Here is a 17,281-nt window from a genome sequence, read left to right as displayed (position 1 = left end):
CAGTTGCGATCCTCGTCCCCTCCGAAGAGGGGACGCCACCCACCAACCCAAACCACCCACTCCACACCCGCTTCGTTGCGATCCTCGTCCCCTCCGAAGAGGGGACGCCACGAACCGATCAGCCACTCCTATTCGCCGATGCCGGCGAGTTGCGATCCTCGTCCCCTCCGAAGAGGGGACGCCACCCTGCTTGAGCAGGGATTTCAACCTAGATTAGGGACTCTCTCAGTCGAGTTGTGGAGAACTCCCCTCTACGCTGGCGATGCGTCCGCCGGACCTCCGCGCCAGGGGCTGTGCGCTATGGGTTCCCAACAGTCACCAGATCACGGCACCCGGCAGTGGCGTGGGCCTTTGGCGTCCGATCTGGATTACCTTTGCCAGAACACCGGCAGGCACGCGGTACACGCGGACCGAGTCGTCCTCCACGATTGTGTCTTCGATTGCCTTCATCAACTTCACGAGTTGGGCGGGTTCGCAATGCAGCTCGAAGACCGAGTATTGAACACGCGTGCCGATGCCCTCGCAGAGCTTTGCCACGGCGCGCAACCTGCGTGCACCGGCGGGAGTGCCGGTCTGGACGTCATAGACAACGATGGCGTCGATCATCCGGTCACCAGCCAAGGAGCGTAGACATGCTGCGGTTCGCGAAGGTGTCGGGCAAGGGCTCGTGCTTGCACGAAGGGGATCTCGGCAGCAGGGATCCTCCTGCCGAGCACTTTGTGGGGCCAGAGTCGCTGACGGGCTGCGACCCACTCCGTGAGCAGGTGCTTCCAGCCTGCATCCGTGAGCAGGACCGCCCCGCCGGCTACTTCACGCCAGTACGAGTCGCGAACTTGGTTTCGGTTGAACAGCGTGGCAACGAGGCGATCGACCAGCAGCGCACGCATCTCCTCCATCAAGTCCAGCGCGAGCGTCGGTTTCGGGCCTCGCACCCCGTGGATGAAACCCACGTGCGGATCAAGACCAACGTGGACGATCGCGCTGTGTATTGATGACCTCAGAAGGCCGTAGGTGGCGGACAAGTAGCAGTTGACCGGATCGGTTGGTGGTCGGCGTGTTCGGGTGTTCACTGCGCCCGCGATGACATGGTTGAGTGAGCCGAAGTACTCACGTGCCGCGCGGCCTTCAATGCCCATCACTTCCGTCAGATTCGACGCCATCGCGAGCTTCGAGATGGCGAGGGAGTGCAGCTCGGCGATGTGCCGAAGGGTAGTCTGTCGTGCTCCTCGCGCGTCGCGGGCGCTCCGCAGGAGTAACTGCCGATAGTTCTGGAGCTTGCCGGCCGTGATCACGCGGGCTAACTCCAGTCGATGGTCAGGATCCTCGTAGGCTCGGAACTGTGCAAGGTGAAGTTCGGGTCGGGCAGGCTCGTGGCCGGTGATGCTGGCGTGCAGGCGTCCGTTCTGAGTAATCCAGGTAACGTGCACCCCGTGGTCAATGCACCAGCGCAGTGAGTCCGAACTGATGTCAACCCCGTGCCATAGAATGAGTGACTCGACTCGATGCAAAGGCACAAGATGACGTCCCGGCTTGTCCGGTAACACGACACGTAGGGCATCACCCTCCAGTCGCAGCAACGTCCCGGGTGTTGAGATGAACACCGTGTCACCCAGATCCATCGCTCACCATGCGCCTTCGGGCTGAGGGACGAATAGAGCTGAGTTGGTTGGATCGGGTAGTTCAACGCCGCACACTTCAGCCAGCGAGCACCTGTCGCACCTGCGGCGGTCTGCCACAACGGGCGGCAGCAGCCGGTCTTGGATCAGGGCATGACAAGCTCGGATCGTCTCCTCGGTGACTGCTCGGAGGGCGGCGTCGATAGGTATCTCGTGCCTGCGCCGGTCCGCACGCGTGTACAGGACTCCTGTGACGACTTCACAACCCCACATCTCCTCCAGGCAGAGCGCTTGGGCTGCCAGTTGCTGTGCGGCCGGCGCCTTCAGCCGGAAAGAGTGTCGCGGCTTGTACTCGATGGGGACAGGAACTCCCTCCACTAATTCGACGGCGTCGCAGACGCCAGTCAGTTGAAGCCGATCACTCCAGACGGGCAATGATGACCAGGTCACCACGCCGGCGCGAGATTCTGAGCGGACCGCGCGGTCGACTGCCGCGTGGTCAGCCTCGCCTCGTGCGGTATCGGCGCTGGCCGCCCACAGTCCTTCAACGTGGATCAGCGCGGCCTGTCGCGGGCAGTAAGCGTGGTGCTCGACGATCGACAGCGCCATGTAGTCGGCCATCCCGGCGCCTAGAGCAGTCTTCCGACCGAGACACCTTCCGGTAGCCCTTCGAAGTCCACGGTCAACGAGTAGTCCGCGAACTCGCGGGCAACGTCCACTCCGTCGGCTCTGGCGACCGAGACACGTTCGACCAAGGCATGCATTGGGGCACGTCCGAAGGCGTCCTCGTGGGTGAAGATCACCAATGAACGCGCCGCCATGGCTGCTCTCGCTGCGCTTGAAGTGTGGTCGAACATGTTGACGAGACACTGATACAACAGCTCGAGGTCACGTTCGGTCACTCCGGTTTGAAGGCCGCGCGCTGCGGAGTAGGACATGGTTGCCTGGTAGAGACCGTAGGGGATGGTCCACTTGCTTCCCATGGTGCCGCCCGTTTTCTCGGCATCCTTCGCGGTGGTGTGCGCAACGCGGGTGATGGCGTGCTCGGCTGGGGTGACTGGGTCGATGCTCCGCGCGAAGGAGACCTGCAGCGGGCCGCGGATCTGTCCGAGAGCGGGCGTGCTACCGGTCGACATGACGGCACCGAACAGGCGGATGTCGAAGTAGTTCCTGCACAGCCACTCGCGCGCCGCTCTGGCGTCTTTGGTCTCCTTGCCGAGCTTGGTGCCCGTTTCTTTGTATGAGCGCTCGAGGGTGTCGTTGAGGGCGGTACCGGCCGTAACAAAGATGCCGTAGCCCGCGGCGTCGCCACTGGCCAGCCCAATCGTGTCCCGGATCTTCCGTTTCAACGCGACGTCCGTCACCAGACCGTGTCCCGTCTCGGGGTCGACTCGTGGGCGGTTGCCCGCGTCTGGGTCGCCGTTCGGGTTGCCGTCCTTGATGTCGAAGTGGAACACGATGTCGTGACGTACGGTCGGGTCGGTGTGCGCTGCCATGCTTGGGTTTCTCCTCATTGAGCGTTGCTTGGGTTTCGGTGCGAGATATTCGGGTCGGGAGCAGATTCGTGCCCTTGTGCCTTCGCGACGGAGTTGGCCGCCGCCGTCGCGCGTGCGGCGTTGCTGTGCGCACGTTGGTGGTGATAGCCGAGCAGGAACAACGCTTGTTCATCGAGGGTCGCTCGGGTGGGTCCGGGATCTGCCGGGCTGAGTTCAGCGATGATTTCGTCCATGTCCCGTCGGTGGAACCAGTCACGACCGCTGCGCCGCAGTTTCGACAGCCAGGCGGGTGCTTGACGACCACCCGCTGTCAGCACCAGACGCGGTGACGTTATGGCGCCAGCAAGGTACTTATCGACGAACGTCGCGTTAGGGGGATCGCCGCCATCTACAGTGGCCGCTGCGTATTGGGTGTCCTCATAGACCGACATCAGTCGTCCCAACAGGTAGGCGGGCTGGGTGTTGTCTGGGTCGAGACCAGGCATCGGAGTTCCCTTCAAGGACTGTGAGCGGGTGAGGTACAGCCGTAGTAGCGCTACTCGGGGGTCGTCTACGTGGCCGTCCGCCGCCACCCGTGAGACGACGTGCGAGGCGATGTGACGGGGGAGGGGTCTGCGCTGGAGCGCAGCAGTCTGCAGGGTTTCAAGGATGGCGTGCGGGTGACGCCCCCCTTTGTCGGACGGAGTCATGTAGCGGTTCGTCTCGGGATCGTGTCTGCCCGTGGCGTTGGCGAGCAGCCACAACGGCTGGTAAGCGCGACCCTGAGGCCATAGGGGTTGCAGGCGAACGTGAGCGAACCACGCCAAGATGTTTTCCTGGAGGGTGATGAGGGGCATCTGTGTCCATTCATGGACGATCATCCGGGGGCCGTTCGCCTCGAGAGTGACTGCGTAGAACTGGTCCAGGTCGAGGGCGTGGCGGGTACCTCGCCCACTGTGCACACGTTGGATCAGGTCAGCAACGGCGCTGTCTTGCGTTGGAGACAGTGCATCGAGCGCATTGAAGTTCGAGGCGCCGTCCACCCACCAAGTGGTCGCGGCGTCAGGCGAGCGGTGGGCACGTGTCGTGTCCGACAAGAGATGGTTCAGGCTGTTCGGAATCGCTTGCGCGCAGTTCACGCAGATGGGTACCTGTTCGAGACCACGGCGAAGACCGTAGCCGTACACATCTTCGTTCACGCTCACAGGAGCCACGCCGGAGGTTTGGCCATTCGGGATGAGTGGCCCCTTCACGGGCTGTGGGAAGGAGTCGACGACTGGACCGTCCATCCCGCAGATAAGGCATAGTCCTACTCGACCGGACCCCTTCGTGCCCTCTACGTGTTGTATCCAGAAGGGGGCAGCTGAGCTGGCAAGGGGTGCCGGAACCATCCCGACGTGGATGATGACTCCGTCCTTCGAAGACCATTCAGCTGGTTGCAGCACCTCATCCACGCCCGATTCAAGGAACTTCACCAAAGCGTGGGGGATCGGGTCGTGAGCTGCTGCCGGGCTGGCGGCCCATCGGCGAGTCAGCGCTGTCCATGCCTCGTGTCGCTCGCGAGCGCCCCGTACCGCCTTCTCGTGAGCTCTCCCGGCCGCTGTGTCGCCCGGATCTGGCGCTTCAGGCACCCAACCGAGCACGTAAGCGATGTCGTCTGATCCGAGCATCGGCGAGACACCGCTTGTTCGAGTCATGCGTGGCACTGTGACGACCCGTCCGCGCTCCTCCTTGAGCTTGCCCCGCACCTCGCGCGGAGTCGAGAGTGGAGTCAACTCCCTTGAGGCCAGCGATCCGTCCGGGTTGAGGTCGAGCTGCCACATGAAACGGACAGGGGCGTGGTATGGCTTCTCGAGGAGTCCTTGGTCGTCTGCGTACTTCACCAAAGCCTTGAACAACGTTTTCACGTGGTCCCCCCGGCGGTGATGCCCTGTTCAGGAACATGTAGGACGCCATGGTCCAACCGCGCCGTGAACCACGATGACTGCGGGTTGTGGCCGTCCTTGCCGTGCTTGATGGAGTGCAGCATGACCCCAAGATCTCCCGAGAGTGGCACCGGGGCGGCCTCGCTCGCCGGGCCGAAGGCTGCGGGAAACTCCCGGGTTCCGAAGTACGGCTGGCTGAAGCACGCGCCACGATCAACGCGCCGACGGAACTGATCGCGGTACTTCGGGACTGGGTCGGTCGCATGATCCCGTAGAACGACATGGGCATGAACCCGGTACCGCACATCAAGGAGGATGGTAGAAGCTCGTTGGGTTCGATGGTCCGCGGTGTTGACCCGCTCGCCACGCAGGGCGCTGTCGCGTGGAACGACCTGGGTGGTTTCGTTGCGGCGGACGCGGCCTTCACGAATGGGCGCCAGCACTTCGATGGCGACCACCTGCCATGTGAACTCTGGCTTCCAGAAGATCGCTTCGAGGACACCGACGGCGGCGCTCGGAGTCATGACCGGATACGACACGCGCTCGACTTTGGCTTCCGGCCGCGTAAACAGGGCGGCCGGCCCCCACAGCTCAACCACCAGTGGGGGAAAGCCGTCGCGTTCTCTCAAGTCCATCAAGCCGCCTCTCTGCAGCTACCACACCGAATCATGGGGTGTCATGTCCAGCCTGACACCAGTCAGCTGGTCATACGCGCCACGCCACACCGAGACTCCGGGAAGTTCCTCGACAACGTAGCCTCCGACACGCGCCATCATGTCTGTCGGAATATTGACCGAGAACTCCTGAAGTCTCCTGAAACGATCGGGTGGTGGGGCCCCGCCGGCTTTGAGTTGCCGGGCGAGATCGCTCAGGACATGTTCAGCTCCCGAGGCGGCGGCGACAACCACCGCCGTCGCGTCGTCCTCAATCATTCGGAACTTATCGACATCCCGGTATCGGAGGAGTCGTCTTGCCTCCTGAATCCTTTGCGCTTCCTGGAAGCCGTCTACGCCAAGCGTGGCGTACAGGTCTGCGTAGTAACGACGCATCGCATCGGGGTCATCCAGGTCGAGCCCGGGCACCTCGAAGTGCTGCCGAGTTTTGGCAACTCCGACTCGGTAAGCATCCAAGGTCGACAGGGCTGGGGACGCCAAGACAACGAATCGACCGCACACCGATCGGCCTTCGCGGTTACAGCGCCCCCGCGCCTGCGACAGGTTCTCTGCTGGAGCGAGAGCGCGAAGCACAACCGGAAAGTCCAGATCCACTCCGGCCTCGACCAACTGGGTCGACACCAGGCGCACGGGCAACGCTGATGTCAATCGCTCACGCACCTCGCTGAGAACGGCCCGGCGGTGGCCTGCGTACATACGGGTGGACAGGTGGAAGAGCCCTTCTGCGGCGCGATCGCGGAGCGCGAGGGCTAAATCGCGGGCGTTTGCTGTGGTGTTTACCACCGCCATCACGGTGTCCTCGGTGGTCATGGTGTCCGCCACATCATCCAGGCGGTCCACTGTTCTCCACTCAACTGAACTGCGGCGCAAGCCTGAGTAAAGCCGCTTCGGTTCGGAGACTATGTCGTGCACCTCCAGGCTTTCTGCCTGCCGCCACGGGCCGACTAGGTCCCATGTCGGCTGAGTGGCGGACGACAGGACGACGGTTGCGCCGAAGTGCTGTTGCAGGATGCGCAAGCCATCCAGAATCACCGGCAGGACGCGCGGGGGGATGGCTTGGACCTCGTCGAGAATAATCACCGCGTTCGCCAGTCGATGCAGTTTGCGGGTTCGAGAAGGACGGTTGGAGAACAACGACTCGAACAGTTGCACGGTTGTCGTCACCACGAAAGGGGCGTCCCAGTTCTCGACGCCATACTTGGCGCCCAGCGCTCCGGCATGGTTTCGCTGCTTCAGCCCCGGATCGATTCCACTGTGATGCTCAACGACGTTCTCTTCACCGATCAGGCGGCGATAAACGGCGGCGTTCTGCTCGGTGATCGAGAGGAAGGGCACAGCCACGACGATGCGTTTCATCCTGTGACGTGCTGCGTGCGCCAACGCGAAGGCTGCGCCCGAAATGGTCTTGCCCGACCCGGTCGGAGCTGGCAGACGGAATACTCCTTGCGGCGAGTCGGCGGCCGCGAGACAGTCCTCCAAGAGGGAACGCCTGTGAACATCCACAGGCGAAGGGCGACGAGCATTCAACTCCAGGTCAAGAGCCCGACTGAAGCGATCATGTAGAGCCGAGAAATCGGCCATTGGAGTCAGTTGGACCCGTGTGGCATTGAAGTGGGCAGCGGTATCAAGGAAGTCAGCGTCCACCAGCGTCGAGTGCGTCATCCGCACGGCCATCTCAAGCGCGGTCGGGTCGGTACTCGACCACTGCGACCACCTGTCCGGTATCAGGCTGCCCCCTGCAAGGGCCTCGTCGAGTTCGGGCAAGAGGAGACGCGCGGCCTCCTCGACCTCTCGGTCTCTGTCGAGACTTGAGGAGTCATCGTCGCTGGGTTGGCCGAAGTTCGGGATGCCTGAATGGTGACCCTCAATGATGAGACGACCAGGCTCCCGCGCCATCCGTGCGAACAGGTTGGCCCCGCTGGTCTTGTGGTTGACCCTGCCTGTCCTGACTCCGGCTTCGCTGGCCAGCAGATACTCCTGCCACGGGCGGACGACCTTACCAATATCATGCACAAGCCCTGACACGTAGCACAGGCGTTCCCAGCCGAGTTCGCGTCCGAAGTTGGCGGCCAGCTCAGCCGTGCCGCGCAGATGGTCCGCAAGACGGTGACGATCCCCGACGACGTTGCACGAGTGCGCCCAAAGCTCTTCCATGTGCCCAGCTAATACTGTGGTGCCGACAATTACTTGTTCAGGCTACGCGTCACCAGGCTCTGAGGATTGGCGCAACACCTACCTGGAGGCCTGGGATGGTGCAAGCGTCTGCCTGAGTCGAAGCCGAGGTTGATTTGGGGGCCTGTTAGCCCAATGGTACGGGCGTTGGAGGTTTCGCGGCATTCGGAGCTTCCGAATCGGTGGACTACCGGCGACATCATCGGGCTGGGTATGTACGCCGTGCGGGAAGTGAGTACTCCCAGCGTCCCTGTCTCGGGATGAGCGCTCGGTGGTCGCCAAGCTTGTCGACGCCGGTTCAGCCACCACTAGGTCACCGGAATCGGTTTCATCGGCTCGACCGAGCGGGTTATCACGGGTGGCCAGGGGCGGGGTCGAACCGCCGACCTTTCACTTTTCAGGCGAACGCTACTACCAACTGAGCTACCTGGCCTTGGCGACCCCGACGGGACTCGAACCCGCGACCTCCGCCGTGACAGGGCGGCGCGCTAACCAACTGCGCTACGGGGCCAGGTGTGCCGTCCCTTTCGGGACAACTCGTGAATCATAACCGGAACCGTCGGCAGAACACAAAACCGCCCGGATGGCCCTATCCGGGCGGGGTCTGCCTTTCCCCGGTACCCCGTGTCTTCGCTGTGACTACGCGCCTACCGGTACGTGCCCCAGTATGGTGGCGCCGTCCGGGATATTGATCACCCGGCCATCGAAGGAGGTTCCTGGTGGAATGCCCTCGCTGTGACGGTTGGTTGCCGCAGGCGGCGCACTACTGTCACCACTGCGGCCACGACCTTGTCTCGCAGGACGTCCAGCGCAAGAAGTCCTATGCCGCCCAACCCAATGAGCCCGTGCTGAGCTTCAGCCCGGTCAGCACGATCATGCCGCGCGGCACTGCGGGGCATCCCGGTACCTATCGGGTGGCCCTGCTCATCACCTTGCTGATCATGGTCGTCACGGCCGCCCTCGGCGCGGTGCCGCTCGCGCTGATGGTCGCGGCATTCGCGATCCCGATTGTCTACATCGTCTACATCTACGACGTGAACCTGTGGGAGGACCACCCGATCCTGGTCACCCTGCTGGCGTTCGTCTTCACCTTCGCCCTCGGCGTCGGCTGGACGCTGCTGTGGCAGCAGCTGCGCGGCACCAACGCGATGGTTGCGCTGCCGGACGCCGCACAACCGTTCCACACCCGGGGATTCCTGGTGATGGTGCTGCTGGTACCGGTGGTGGGCGAGGTCATCCGCCAGCTCGGGCCGGTGGTGCTGGCCAGCCGCAAGGAGTTCGACGACCTGATGGACGGGTTCAGCTTCGGGGTGATCTCGGGCGTCGCCTACGCGGCCGCCGAGACCCTCGTGCTGTACTGGTCGATGCTGCAGATCGGCTTCGCCGGCACCCAGCACATCGACGCGCTGCAGATGATCGTCCTGCTCCTGCTGCACGGTTTCGTGAAGCCGATCATCTATGGCACCGCGTCCGGCATCGCCGTGGCCGAGTTCTCCGGCCTGGGCAAGGGCTACGACGGCTTCACCGGCCGCTACCTGCGTGGGGTCGCGCTGGCCATCGGCGTGGTCGCGGCGTTCAACCTGATCATCTTCCTGAGCGGGCTGGTTCCGAACGGCGGTGTCAGCGTGATCCTGGCGTTGATCGGCGGGGTGGCGCTGCTGGCAGGGGTCACGCTGGCCGCCCGCAACGTGCTGCACGTCGCCCTGATGGAGGCCGCGATGGAGGCCGCTGCCCGCGGAGCCGGGGTGGGGGCCGATGGTGAGCTGCACTTCTGCGTCAACTGCGAGATGCCGCTGCTGCCGGACGCGCTGTTCTGCTCCACCTGCGGCCTGGGCATCGCCGCGGTCCAGCGGGTGCCAGTGCCGGCCGGTGGCGCTGGCGAAGTCCCGGACGCCGAGGCTGGCGCAGCCGACACCCGCCAGGCCCAGGACCAGACCGACCGGACGGAGGAAGAGCGATGAGCCAGCCGCAAGGACCAGACGACCAGGCCCGTCCAGCTGACCGCCCCGGGTCCGACCAGCAGCCTCCGCCGCTGCCGCAGCGCGACCAGCCGCAGGCCTGGCCTCCCCAGCAGGGTGGTTACCCGCAGGCCGGACCGCAACCGGGTGGCTTCCCTGCCCAGGCTGGCTACCCACCGGGGCCCCAAGGCGGTTACCACCCGCAGGGGGCGCCCCGCCCGGGTGGTCACCCGCAACAGGGCTACCCGCAGCAGGGCGGCTACCCGCAGGCCGGCGGCTACCCACAGGGCGGCTACCCGTCCGGCCCGGGCGGGCCCTACAACCCGAACACCAGATTCGCCGGCGGTGGCGGCGGCATGCCACCCAGGAAGCCGGCCGGCAAGGTGAACCTGCTGCTCATCGTCGGCATCGCCGGGGCGTTGCTGATCGGCATCATCGCCTGGGCGCTGTTCGGCAACCGGGCCGCCGACCCGACCCCGCCACCGCCGACGGCAACGTCATCCCCGAACGCGCCACCCACCACGGACGCGCCGACCAGCGACCCCACCCAGCCCGCTGAACCGACCGAGCCCACCCAGCCCGCCGAACCCACCGCGCCGGCCGAGCCGACCCAGGAACCGGGGGAGCCGCAGGAACCGGAGGAGCCGGCGCCGGATGGCGGCATGCTGATCGACCTTGGCGAGGTCACGGTCGTGGTGCCGATCAGCTGGGAGATCGTGGAGTCCGAACCCGGCCTGGCCGTGGTCACCAACTCGGTCGCCTACATCACCCTGCAGTCGTTCCGCACCGATCCGGGCGTCGGCGCCGATGCGGTGATGAGCGGGTACATCGAGCAGATGGCCGCCACCTTCCAGGACCCGATGGTCGATGGGCCCTACCCGCGCGATGTCGGCCCCGACGCGACCGCCTCGGTGATGGTGATGCAGGGTGTCCGCACCACCAGTGCCGGATCGTTCGAGGCCGTGCTGGGCTCGACGATCGCGTCCCGCAACGCCGACGGGGTGGCTGTGCTGTCGTCCATGCTGGTATTGCCCGAGGACTGGAACGCCTCGGTGGACGACTACAACATGATCACCGCCGACCTGGTGGGGGCGCTGCTGATCGGCTGATCAGCTCTGGCAACGCAAGGGCGCCGGGCACCCATGACGGGGCGCGGCGCCCTTCGCTGAGCTGGACGGCCTGCAGGAACCCTCGGGCCTACAGGTGGCCCCCGGCCTGTTTGCGCTCCTCATCAGTGAAGTCGGCGGCCTGCGACGGGTTGGCAGCCCCGTCCGCCGCTGCCGACCTCATCCGGCTGACCGCCGTGGACATGACCTGGTACGCGTCGGCGGTGTTTGCGCGGCTGTAGGTGAGCGAGCGGGTCGGGCTGATGCCCATCCGGCTGCCCTGTTCCATGGCGTCCTGGTCGGCGCCAAGGTACACGAACGTCCAGCTGTAGACCTGCTCCTGGTGGGTGATCATCGTCCTGATCACGTGGTAGTCGAACTCGCGGGACGCGTTCTCCTGGCCGTCGGTGACGATGCACACCACGACGGTGCCGGGACGCCGGTCCTCGGGCAGTTGCGCCAGCCGGACGCCGAGGGTGGTGATGGTGCGACCGATCGCGTCCAGCAGCGCGGTGCTGCCGCGCGGTTCGATGACCAGCTTCGGCACCTCGGCGACCGGCCTGTCCTCGTACACCACCTGGTACTCGTGGTCGAACTGGGCCAGGCTCACCTGGCACTCGCCGGGTTGGGCGCGCTGGTCGGCGATGAAGGCGTCGAAGCCGCCCTCGGCGTCGCTGCGGATGGATTGCATGGATCCGGAGCGATCGATGATCGCCTGGATGACGGTGAAGTTGGGATCAGTCATTTCGGCTCCCAGTTGGGTGTGTCTTCAATTGTCGCTGGCACCACGGCCCGTGCCCAGCCTTGCCCGCAATGTCCCTACTTGTAGCGGCCGCCGTCCATGCCGGCGATGATCGAACCCCGGACGCCGCGGTCGTCCAGCTCGGACATCGACCTGATCGTGGAACCGCCCGGCGTGCACAGCTGGTGCTGCAACTCCGCCGGCGGGACGTCGTTGGCCGCCAGCATCGCGGCGGCGCCGGCGAGCGTACCGGTCACGACTTCGCTCGCCTGGGCTCTGGTGAAGCCCTGCAGCACACCCCACGCGACGATCGCGTCGGCGACGTAGTATAGCACCGCCTGCCCGTGGCCGGACAGCGAGCCAATCCTGACCAGCTGTTCCTCGGACAGGTCCAACACCTTGCCCAGCCGCCCGATCAGCCTCCGGACCCGGTCGGTCACCTCGGCCGGGCAGTCCGGCGCCGGGCAGATGCCGCTCAGTCCTGCACCCACCGCCATCGCCGGGTTCGGCATCACCCGCAGCAGGGGCGTCCCGGCCGGCATCGCACCGGCCATGGTGGCCAGGTCGGGGGAGCCGGCCAGTGAGACCACCACCGCGCCCGGGGCCAGGTGGGGTGCCAGCTCGGTCAGCGAATCAACGACCTGGGCCTGTCGGACGGCCACGAAGACCAGCGACGCGTCCCCGACCGCCGAAGTCGCCGACGCCGCGGTCACCCCATATGCGGCGGCCACCTCGGCGGCGTGTTGCGGATTCCGGGTGGCGACCCTGATGCCGTCCGGGTCGCAACCGGCCCGCAGCAACCCCTTCAGCAATGAAGTACCGATCTGTCCCACACCGATGATCGCGATCCGGCCGTCCCAAACCTCAGCCACGGTTGCTCCCTTGCTCTGCTGTCTTCAGATAGCCGCAAGGCTAGTGGGCTCAGGCGTCGATGAGCCCCCGCAGGTAGCCGATCTGACCCAGGTGCTGGGTGACATCGTTGACCACCGACACCAGCCGCACCCCGACGCTGACCTGGAACGGGTCGTCGACCAGCCGGTCCAGGTCGTCGGCCGTCAGGTCGGCAAGCAGGCGCAGCGTCGCCTCGTGCACAGCGGCGTAGTAGTCGGTCAGCAACGCCGGGTCGGTGATCCGGAACTCGCGCACCTGGGCGGGGGTGTGCCCGTAACCGATCTCGTGGTCGCGATAGGGCAGGTCGACCCGGTCGACCCAACCCTGCTGTGAGTAGACGTCCGGCTCGCCTGCGATGGCTGCCACCTGGGCGTCCTCACAGCGGCCGATGTGCCAGGCCAGCCAGCCGATCGAGTTCGCCTCCGGCTTCGGCTGCCACAGCAGCAGCTCGGCGTCCAGCCCGGCCAGGTGCCTGGGCAGGGTCTCGGCGACCCGTCCGAAACCGTCGCGGAGGACCTCGATGGCGTCCAACTAGATCAGCCCCTTCTCCTGCAACCACTCGGTCGCGATGGTGGCCGAGCCGAGTTGCTCGTCCACGCTGCGGGCATTCAGCGAGATCAGGTCGTCCACCCCCAGTTGCGCGCTGACCTCGTTGATGATCCCGGCGGCCCGCTCGTCGACCGCGTCGGAGACGATTGGCACCACATTCTGCGGCAGGATCAGCGCCTCCGGGTCGGCCAGGCTGACCAGGTTGTTGGTCTTGATTGCCGGGCTGGCGGTGTAGATGTCGGCCACCTGCACATCGCCGTCGACCAGCGCCTTCACCGTCAGGGCCGAGCCGGAGTCCTCGATCGGCACCAGTTCACCCTGGACGCCGTAGACCTCCAGCAGCCCCGGGATGCCGTAGGGGCGGGTGGCGAACTCGGAGTTCGCGGCGATCCGCACCGGCTGGGGCAGGTTGGTGAGGTCGCCGATCTCGGTCAGGTCGTACTCATCGGCGGTGGCCTGCGTCACCGTGTAGGAGTCCTGGTCGGTGGCCTCGGCCATCTCAAGGGGCCGGATGCCGTCCGGCAGCACCTCGGCCAACGCAGCGGTTACCTGCTCGGGGGTGCGGGCGGTGGATTCGGGGTCGTAGTACTGCAGCAGGTTGCCGTTGTACTCGGGCAGCAGATCGATCCGGCCGTCCTCCATCTCGGGCAGGTACACCTCGCGTTGACCGATCTGGAACTCGCGGGTCACCTGGTAGCCCTCGGCCTCCAGTGCCTGCGCGTACAGCTCTGCGATGATCTCGTTCGAGTAGTACTGCTGCGAACCGACGACCAGCGATCCGCCAGCAGCCGGGGAGCCGCTTTCGGCCCCGACCATCGGGTCACTGCCGCCGCAGGCGGCCAGTCCCAGCGCCAGCGCACCGGCGGCGAGAATCGCGGAGAGCTTTCGGACCATGGGGGTTACCTCCGTTCCGGGGACGGCCGAAGAAGCCGACTGCATTCACCCTAGCGGCCGGTCAGGTGAGCGGCACCGCGACCGGACGATGGATTCGGGCCGCAGCCAGCCTGGTCAGCACTTCGAACCCAAGTTCACCGAAAATCGCCAGGCCGACCACCAGCAGGGACGCCGCCAGCATCTGCGGGTAGTCCTGGGTCTTCAATCCCAGGAAGAGGAAGCGGCCCAGCCCGCCACCGCCCACGTAGGCGACCAGGGTGGCGGTGGCCACCACCTGCAGGAACGCCGAGCGCAGCCCACCGACCAGGTGCGGCAGCCCGAGCGGAACCTCCACCCGCGACAGCACCTGCCACTCGCTCATGCCGATCGACCGGGCGGCGTCCACGGCGCCCGGCTCCACCGCCTCGACGCTGGCGTACGCGCCGGCCAGGATCGACGGGCTGGCCAGCACCGCCAGCGCGAACAGCGGCGCCCCCACCCCGACCCCGGCCAGTAGGGCGATCAGGGTGAGCACACCGAGGGTGGGCAGGGCGCGGGCGGCCCCGGTCGCACCGACCACCAGGTTGCGGCCGCGGCCGGTGTGGCCGATCGCGTAACCGAGCGGGATGGCCACCGCCGCGGCACCGCCGGTGGCGATCAGCGTGTACAGCAGGTGCTCGCCCAGCCGGGCCCAGATACCGTCCGGGCCGGACTGGTTGGCCGGGTCGGCGAGCCAGGCCAGCGCCGCAGTCAGGTAGTTCATGCCGCGCCCTCGTTCACCGGCCGGGGCCGGGCCCGCAGCCAGGGCATCAGCAGCCACCCGGCCGCCACCAGCGACCGGTCGATGACCACGGCCAGCACCACCGTTCCGACGATGCCGGTGACCACCTCGGCGATGATGCCGCGCTGGAAGCCGTCGGTGAACAGCATCCCCAGGCTGTGCACACCCAGCACGGCGCTGACGGTGACCAGGGCGACGGTGCTGACCGCCACTACCCGCAGACCGGCCAGCAGGCCCGGCCCGGCCAGCGGCAGTTCGACGGCGAGGAAGCGGCGCAACGGGGAGAAGCCCATCGCGGTTGCCGAGGTGATCGCGTCGCGGGGAACCGCGGCCAGCGAGTCGGCCACCGAACGAACCATCAGCGCGATCCCGTACAGGGTGAGGGCCACCACCACATTGATCGACGACCGCACGGTGGTGCCGATGACCAGCGGCAGGACGATCAGCAGCGGCAACGAAGGGATCGCATACATCAACGACGAGCCGGTGACCACCGGGAACCGCAGCCACCGGTAGCGCTGGGCCGCCCAGCCCACCGGCACCGAGACCAGGAAGCTGGCCGCGATCGCCGGCACCGACAGCACCAGGTGCGACCACAGCGCAGCCCAGACCGTCGGCTGGTTGTTCAGCAACCAGTTCACCTGGCAGCCCTCTCGCCCGGTTCGTTCAGCCTTCCGATCGGCCGGCCGCTCGCGTCCACCACCACTGGGACGCCGGCCACCTCGCACACCCGCAGGCCGCGTTCGGCGTCCAGACCGAGGAAGGACGCGACGAACTGGTCGGCGGGCTGGGCGACCAGTTCGATGCCGCTGCCCTGCTGGGCGATCCGGCCGGATTCGGCGAGGATCACCACGTGGTCGCCGAGGATCAGCGCCTCGGAGATGTCGTGGGTGACGAAGATGATGGTGGCCGCCAGGTCGGCCTGCAGTGCCCGCAGTTCGGTCTGCAGGTCGGCCCGGACGATCGGGTCGACCGCGCCGAACGGTTCGTCCATCAGCAGCAGCGTCGGGCTGACCGCCAGCGCCCGGGCGACCCCGACGCGCTGCTGCTGCCCGCCGGACAGCTCGCCGGGGTAACGGGTCGCCAGGCTGCGGTTCAGCCCGACCATGTCCATCAACTCCAGTCCGCGGGCGTGGGCGTCCCGCCTCGACGTGCCGTTCAGCCGCGGGACGGTGGCGATGTTGTCGATCACCCGGCGGTGGGGGAGCAGCCCGGATTCCTGCATCACATAGCCGATAGTTCGCCGCAACTGAACGGCGTCGAGGCCGGCGACGTCGGCGTCATCGATCAGGACGCGGCCGCTGGTGGGTGTGACCATCCGGTTCACGCAGCGCAGCAGGGTGGTCTTGCCCGAGCCGGACGAGCCCACCAACACGGTGATCCGGCCGGGGGCGATCTGCAGGCTGACGTCGTCGAGCGCGACCACCGGTTGCCCGCCGGGGGTGGGGTAGTGCTTGGTCACGTGCTCGAACTGGACGCGGGGCGCCCGCTTCCGGTTACCGGACGCACGGTCGGCTGCCATGGGCCAACATTACTTGCCAGCCGGCCACCGGCAGCGGCTCAGAGCAGGCCGCGCTGGTAGGCCACGTGAACGGCGGCCGCCCGGTCACCCACCCCGAGCTTGTCGAAGGCATGGGTGAGGTGGCTCTTCAAGGTGGCCTCGCTGATGTTCATCCGGGCGGCGGCGCTGCGGTTGGTCAGCCCTTCCGCGATCAGGCGCAGGGCCTGCAGCTCGCGTTCGGTCAGTTCCTCCTCGCCGCGGCGTCCAGTGAGGACCGCGAGCGCCTCGGCGGTCAACACTGGACGGCCCGCCACCAGGTCGTGGATGGCCCGGACGATGTCGGCCCGCCGGGCGTCCTTCAGCAGGTAGCCGTCGGCGCCTTCCGCCAGCGCGGTCCGGATGTCACGCTCCGAGTGGTAGGTGGTGAGCACCAGGATCCGCGGTCTGGTCCGGCCATCGGAGCGCAGTGCGGCGATCGCGTCGATCCCGTCACCGCCCGCCATCCGCAGATCCATCAGCACCACGTCGGGATCGAACTGCTTGACCACGACCAACGCCTGGCGGCCATCTGCCGCCTCGCCCACCACCTCGATGCCCGGTTCGGTGGCGAACATGCCGACCAGGCCGTCGCGCACCACCGGATGGTCGTCCACCACCACCACGCGGATGGTTTCAGCGTTCTGGTTCATCGTGGGATCACCGCCCTCACCGTGCAGCCGTCGCCCGGGGCGCTGTCGAGTTCGAGACGCCCTCCGATGGCCGACAACCTGGCTCGCATGCCGGCCAGCCCATGGCCATCGTCGACCAACTCCGGCTCGAAACCAAACCCGTCGTCCCGCACCTGCAGGGTGACCTGGTGTGGTGCGTAGTCCAGGCTGATCTGGACGCTGCTGGCCCGGGCGTGCCTGGTGACGTTGGAAAGTGACTCCTGGCTGATTCGCAGCAGGTCGGCGTCGTGCGGCGTCCCGGTCACCGGGCCGGTGACGCTGAGCCGGGCCGGCACCCCGACCCGGTCCGA

Annotated in this window: 18 protein-coding genes and 2 tRNA genes; 2 read left to right on the top strand and 18 right to left on the bottom strand. The window is 66.4% G+C overall.

The genetic code is table 11. The features are described 5' to 3' along the window. Window positions 1-315 precede the first annotated feature (315 nt). The 9 genes from cas2 to WBL05_RS10670 all read right to left on the bottom strand — a co-directional run bounded on the left by cas2 (window position 316) and on the right by WBL05_RS10670 (window position 8,373). The gene (gene cas2 / locus WBL05_RS10710; RefSeq protein WP_424225832.1) at window positions 316-606 is read right to left on the bottom strand and encodes a CRISPR-associated endonuclease Cas2; all 291 of its coding nucleotides are present in this window, start codon (window positions 604-606) and stop codon (window positions 316-318) included. Next, window positions 603-1,619 (bottom strand): CRISPR-associated endonuclease Cas1, encoded by a 1,017-nt coding sequence (gene cas1 / locus WBL05_RS10705; RefSeq protein WP_424225830.1) that lies wholly within the window; start codon window positions 1,617-1,619, stop codon window positions 603-605. Before cas1 ends, cas2 begins: the two co-directional genes overlap by 4 nt. Before the next feature lie 3 nt (window positions 1,620-1,622). Beyond that, window positions 1,623-2,237: a CRISPR-associated protein Cas4 gene (gene cas4 / locus WBL05_RS10700; protein ID WP_424225828.1), complete on the bottom strand. Its 615-nt coding sequence runs from the start codon at window positions 2,235-2,237 to the stop codon at window positions 1,623-1,625. Window positions 2,238-2,245: 8 nt separating this feature from the next. Next, window positions 2,246-3,112, bottom strand: a complete 867-nt coding sequence (gene cas7c, locus WBL05_RS10695; RefSeq protein WP_424225826.1) for a type I-C CRISPR-associated protein Cas7/Csd2 — start codon at window positions 3,110-3,112, stop codon at window positions 2,246-2,248. A 14-nt stretch (window positions 3,113-3,126) separates the two neighbouring features. Next, a complete protein-coding gene (locus WBL05_RS10690; protein WP_424225833.1) occupies window positions 3,127-4,974 on the bottom strand; it encodes a type I-C CRISPR-associated protein Cas8c/Csd1 in 1,848 nt (615 codons plus the stop codon). A gap of 20 nt (window positions 4,975-4,994) precedes the next feature. After that, window positions 4,995-5,651 carry a type I-C CRISPR-associated protein Cas5c gene (cas5c, locus tag WBL05_RS10685; RefSeq protein ID WP_424225824.1) on the bottom strand — a complete coding sequence of 219 codons (657 nt, stop codon included), beginning with the start codon at window positions 5,649-5,651 and terminating at the stop codon, window positions 4,995-4,997. 18 nt (window positions 5,652-5,669) lie between these two features. Then, window positions 5,670-7,844, bottom strand: coding sequence for a CRISPR-associated helicase Cas3' (gene cas3, locus WBL05_RS10680; protein ID WP_424225823.1), 2,175 nt, complete (start codon window positions 7,842-7,844; stop codon window positions 5,670-5,672). A 377-nt stretch (window positions 7,845-8,221) separates the two neighbouring features. Further along, window positions 8,222-8,295, bottom strand: a tRNA-Phe gene (locus tag WBL05_RS10675). 1 nt (window position 8,296) lies between these two features. Beyond that, window positions 8,297-8,373 (bottom strand) — tRNA-Asp (locus WBL05_RS10670). 208 nt (window positions 8,374-8,581) lie between these two features. On the opposite strand from WBL05_RS10670, the gene WBL05_RS10665 reads away from it, so the two are divergent. Both WBL05_RS10665 and WBL05_RS10660 read left to right on the top strand, forming a co-directional pair. After that, window positions 8,582-9,823, top strand: a complete 1,242-nt coding sequence (locus WBL05_RS10665; protein ID WP_424225822.1) for a PrsW family intramembrane metalloprotease — start codon at window positions 8,582-8,584, stop codon at window positions 9,821-9,823. Continuing rightward, entirely contained in the window at window positions 9,820-10,929 is a 1,110-nt protein-coding gene (locus WBL05_RS10660) for a hypothetical protein (protein ID WP_424225820.1), read from the top strand. The genes WBL05_RS10665 and WBL05_RS10660 overlap by 4 nt, the downstream gene beginning before the upstream one ends. An 88-nt stretch (window positions 10,930-11,017) precedes the next feature. Here the strand turns inward: WBL05_RS10660 and WBL05_RS10655 are convergent, their stop codons facing one another. The 9 genes from WBL05_RS10655 to WBL05_RS10615 all read right to left on the bottom strand — a co-directional run. Next, window positions 11,018-11,671 carry a vWA domain-containing protein gene (locus WBL05_RS10655; RefSeq protein ID WP_424225818.1) on the bottom strand — a complete coding sequence of 218 codons (654 nt, stop codon included), beginning with the start codon at window positions 11,669-11,671 and terminating at the stop codon, window positions 11,018-11,020. A 74-nt stretch (window positions 11,672-11,745) separates the two neighbouring features. Further along, window positions 11,746-12,540 (bottom strand): pyrroline-5-carboxylate reductase family protein, encoded by a 795-nt coding sequence (locus WBL05_RS10650; RefSeq protein ID WP_424225816.1) that lies wholly within the window; start codon window positions 12,538-12,540, stop codon window positions 11,746-11,748. 49 nt (window positions 12,541-12,589) lie between these two features. Continuing rightward, entirely contained in the window at window positions 12,590-13,090 is a 501-nt protein-coding gene (locus WBL05_RS10645; protein WP_424225814.1) for a mycothiol transferase, read from the bottom strand. Continuing rightward, entirely contained in the window at window positions 13,091-14,002 is a 912-nt protein-coding gene (locus tag WBL05_RS10640; RefSeq protein WP_424225812.1) for an ABC transporter substrate-binding protein, read from the bottom strand. 61 nt (window positions 14,003-14,063) lie between these two features. Next, complete coding sequence (locus WBL05_RS10635) at window positions 14,064-14,744, bottom strand: ABC transporter permease (RefSeq protein ID WP_424225810.1); 681 nt, start codon at window positions 14,742-14,744, stop codon at window positions 14,064-14,066. Next, the gene (locus tag WBL05_RS10630; protein WP_424225809.1) at window positions 14,741-15,403 is read right to left on the bottom strand and encodes an ABC transporter permease; all 663 of its coding nucleotides are present in this window, start codon (window positions 15,401-15,403) and stop codon (window positions 14,741-14,743) included. The genes WBL05_RS10635 and WBL05_RS10630 overlap by 4 nt, the downstream gene beginning before the upstream one ends. Beyond that, complete coding sequence (locus tag WBL05_RS10625; RefSeq protein WP_424225808.1) at window positions 15,400-16,284, bottom strand: ABC transporter ATP-binding protein; 885 nt, start codon at window positions 16,282-16,284, stop codon at window positions 15,400-15,402. The genes WBL05_RS10630 and WBL05_RS10625 overlap by 4 nt, the downstream gene beginning before the upstream one ends. Window positions 16,285-16,322: 38 nt before the next feature. Then, window positions 16,323-16,952, bottom strand: coding sequence for a response regulator (locus WBL05_RS10620; protein ID WP_424225806.1), 630 nt, complete (start codon window positions 16,950-16,952; stop codon window positions 16,323-16,325). Then, on the bottom strand, window positions 16,949-17,281 hold a 333-nt coding region (locus WBL05_RS10615; protein ID WP_424225805.1), incomplete at its 5' end, for a sensor histidine kinase. The genes WBL05_RS10615 and WBL05_RS10620, both read right to left, overlap by 4 nt.

Source organism: Brooklawnia sp. (genome assembly GCF_049651565.1).
Lineage (GTDB): Bacteria > Actinomycetota > Actinomycetes > Propionibacteriales > Propionibacteriaceae > Brooklawnia.
The sequence above is the reverse complement of the archived record's forward strand: the minus strand, read 5'-3'. Positions and strand labels throughout refer to the sequence as shown.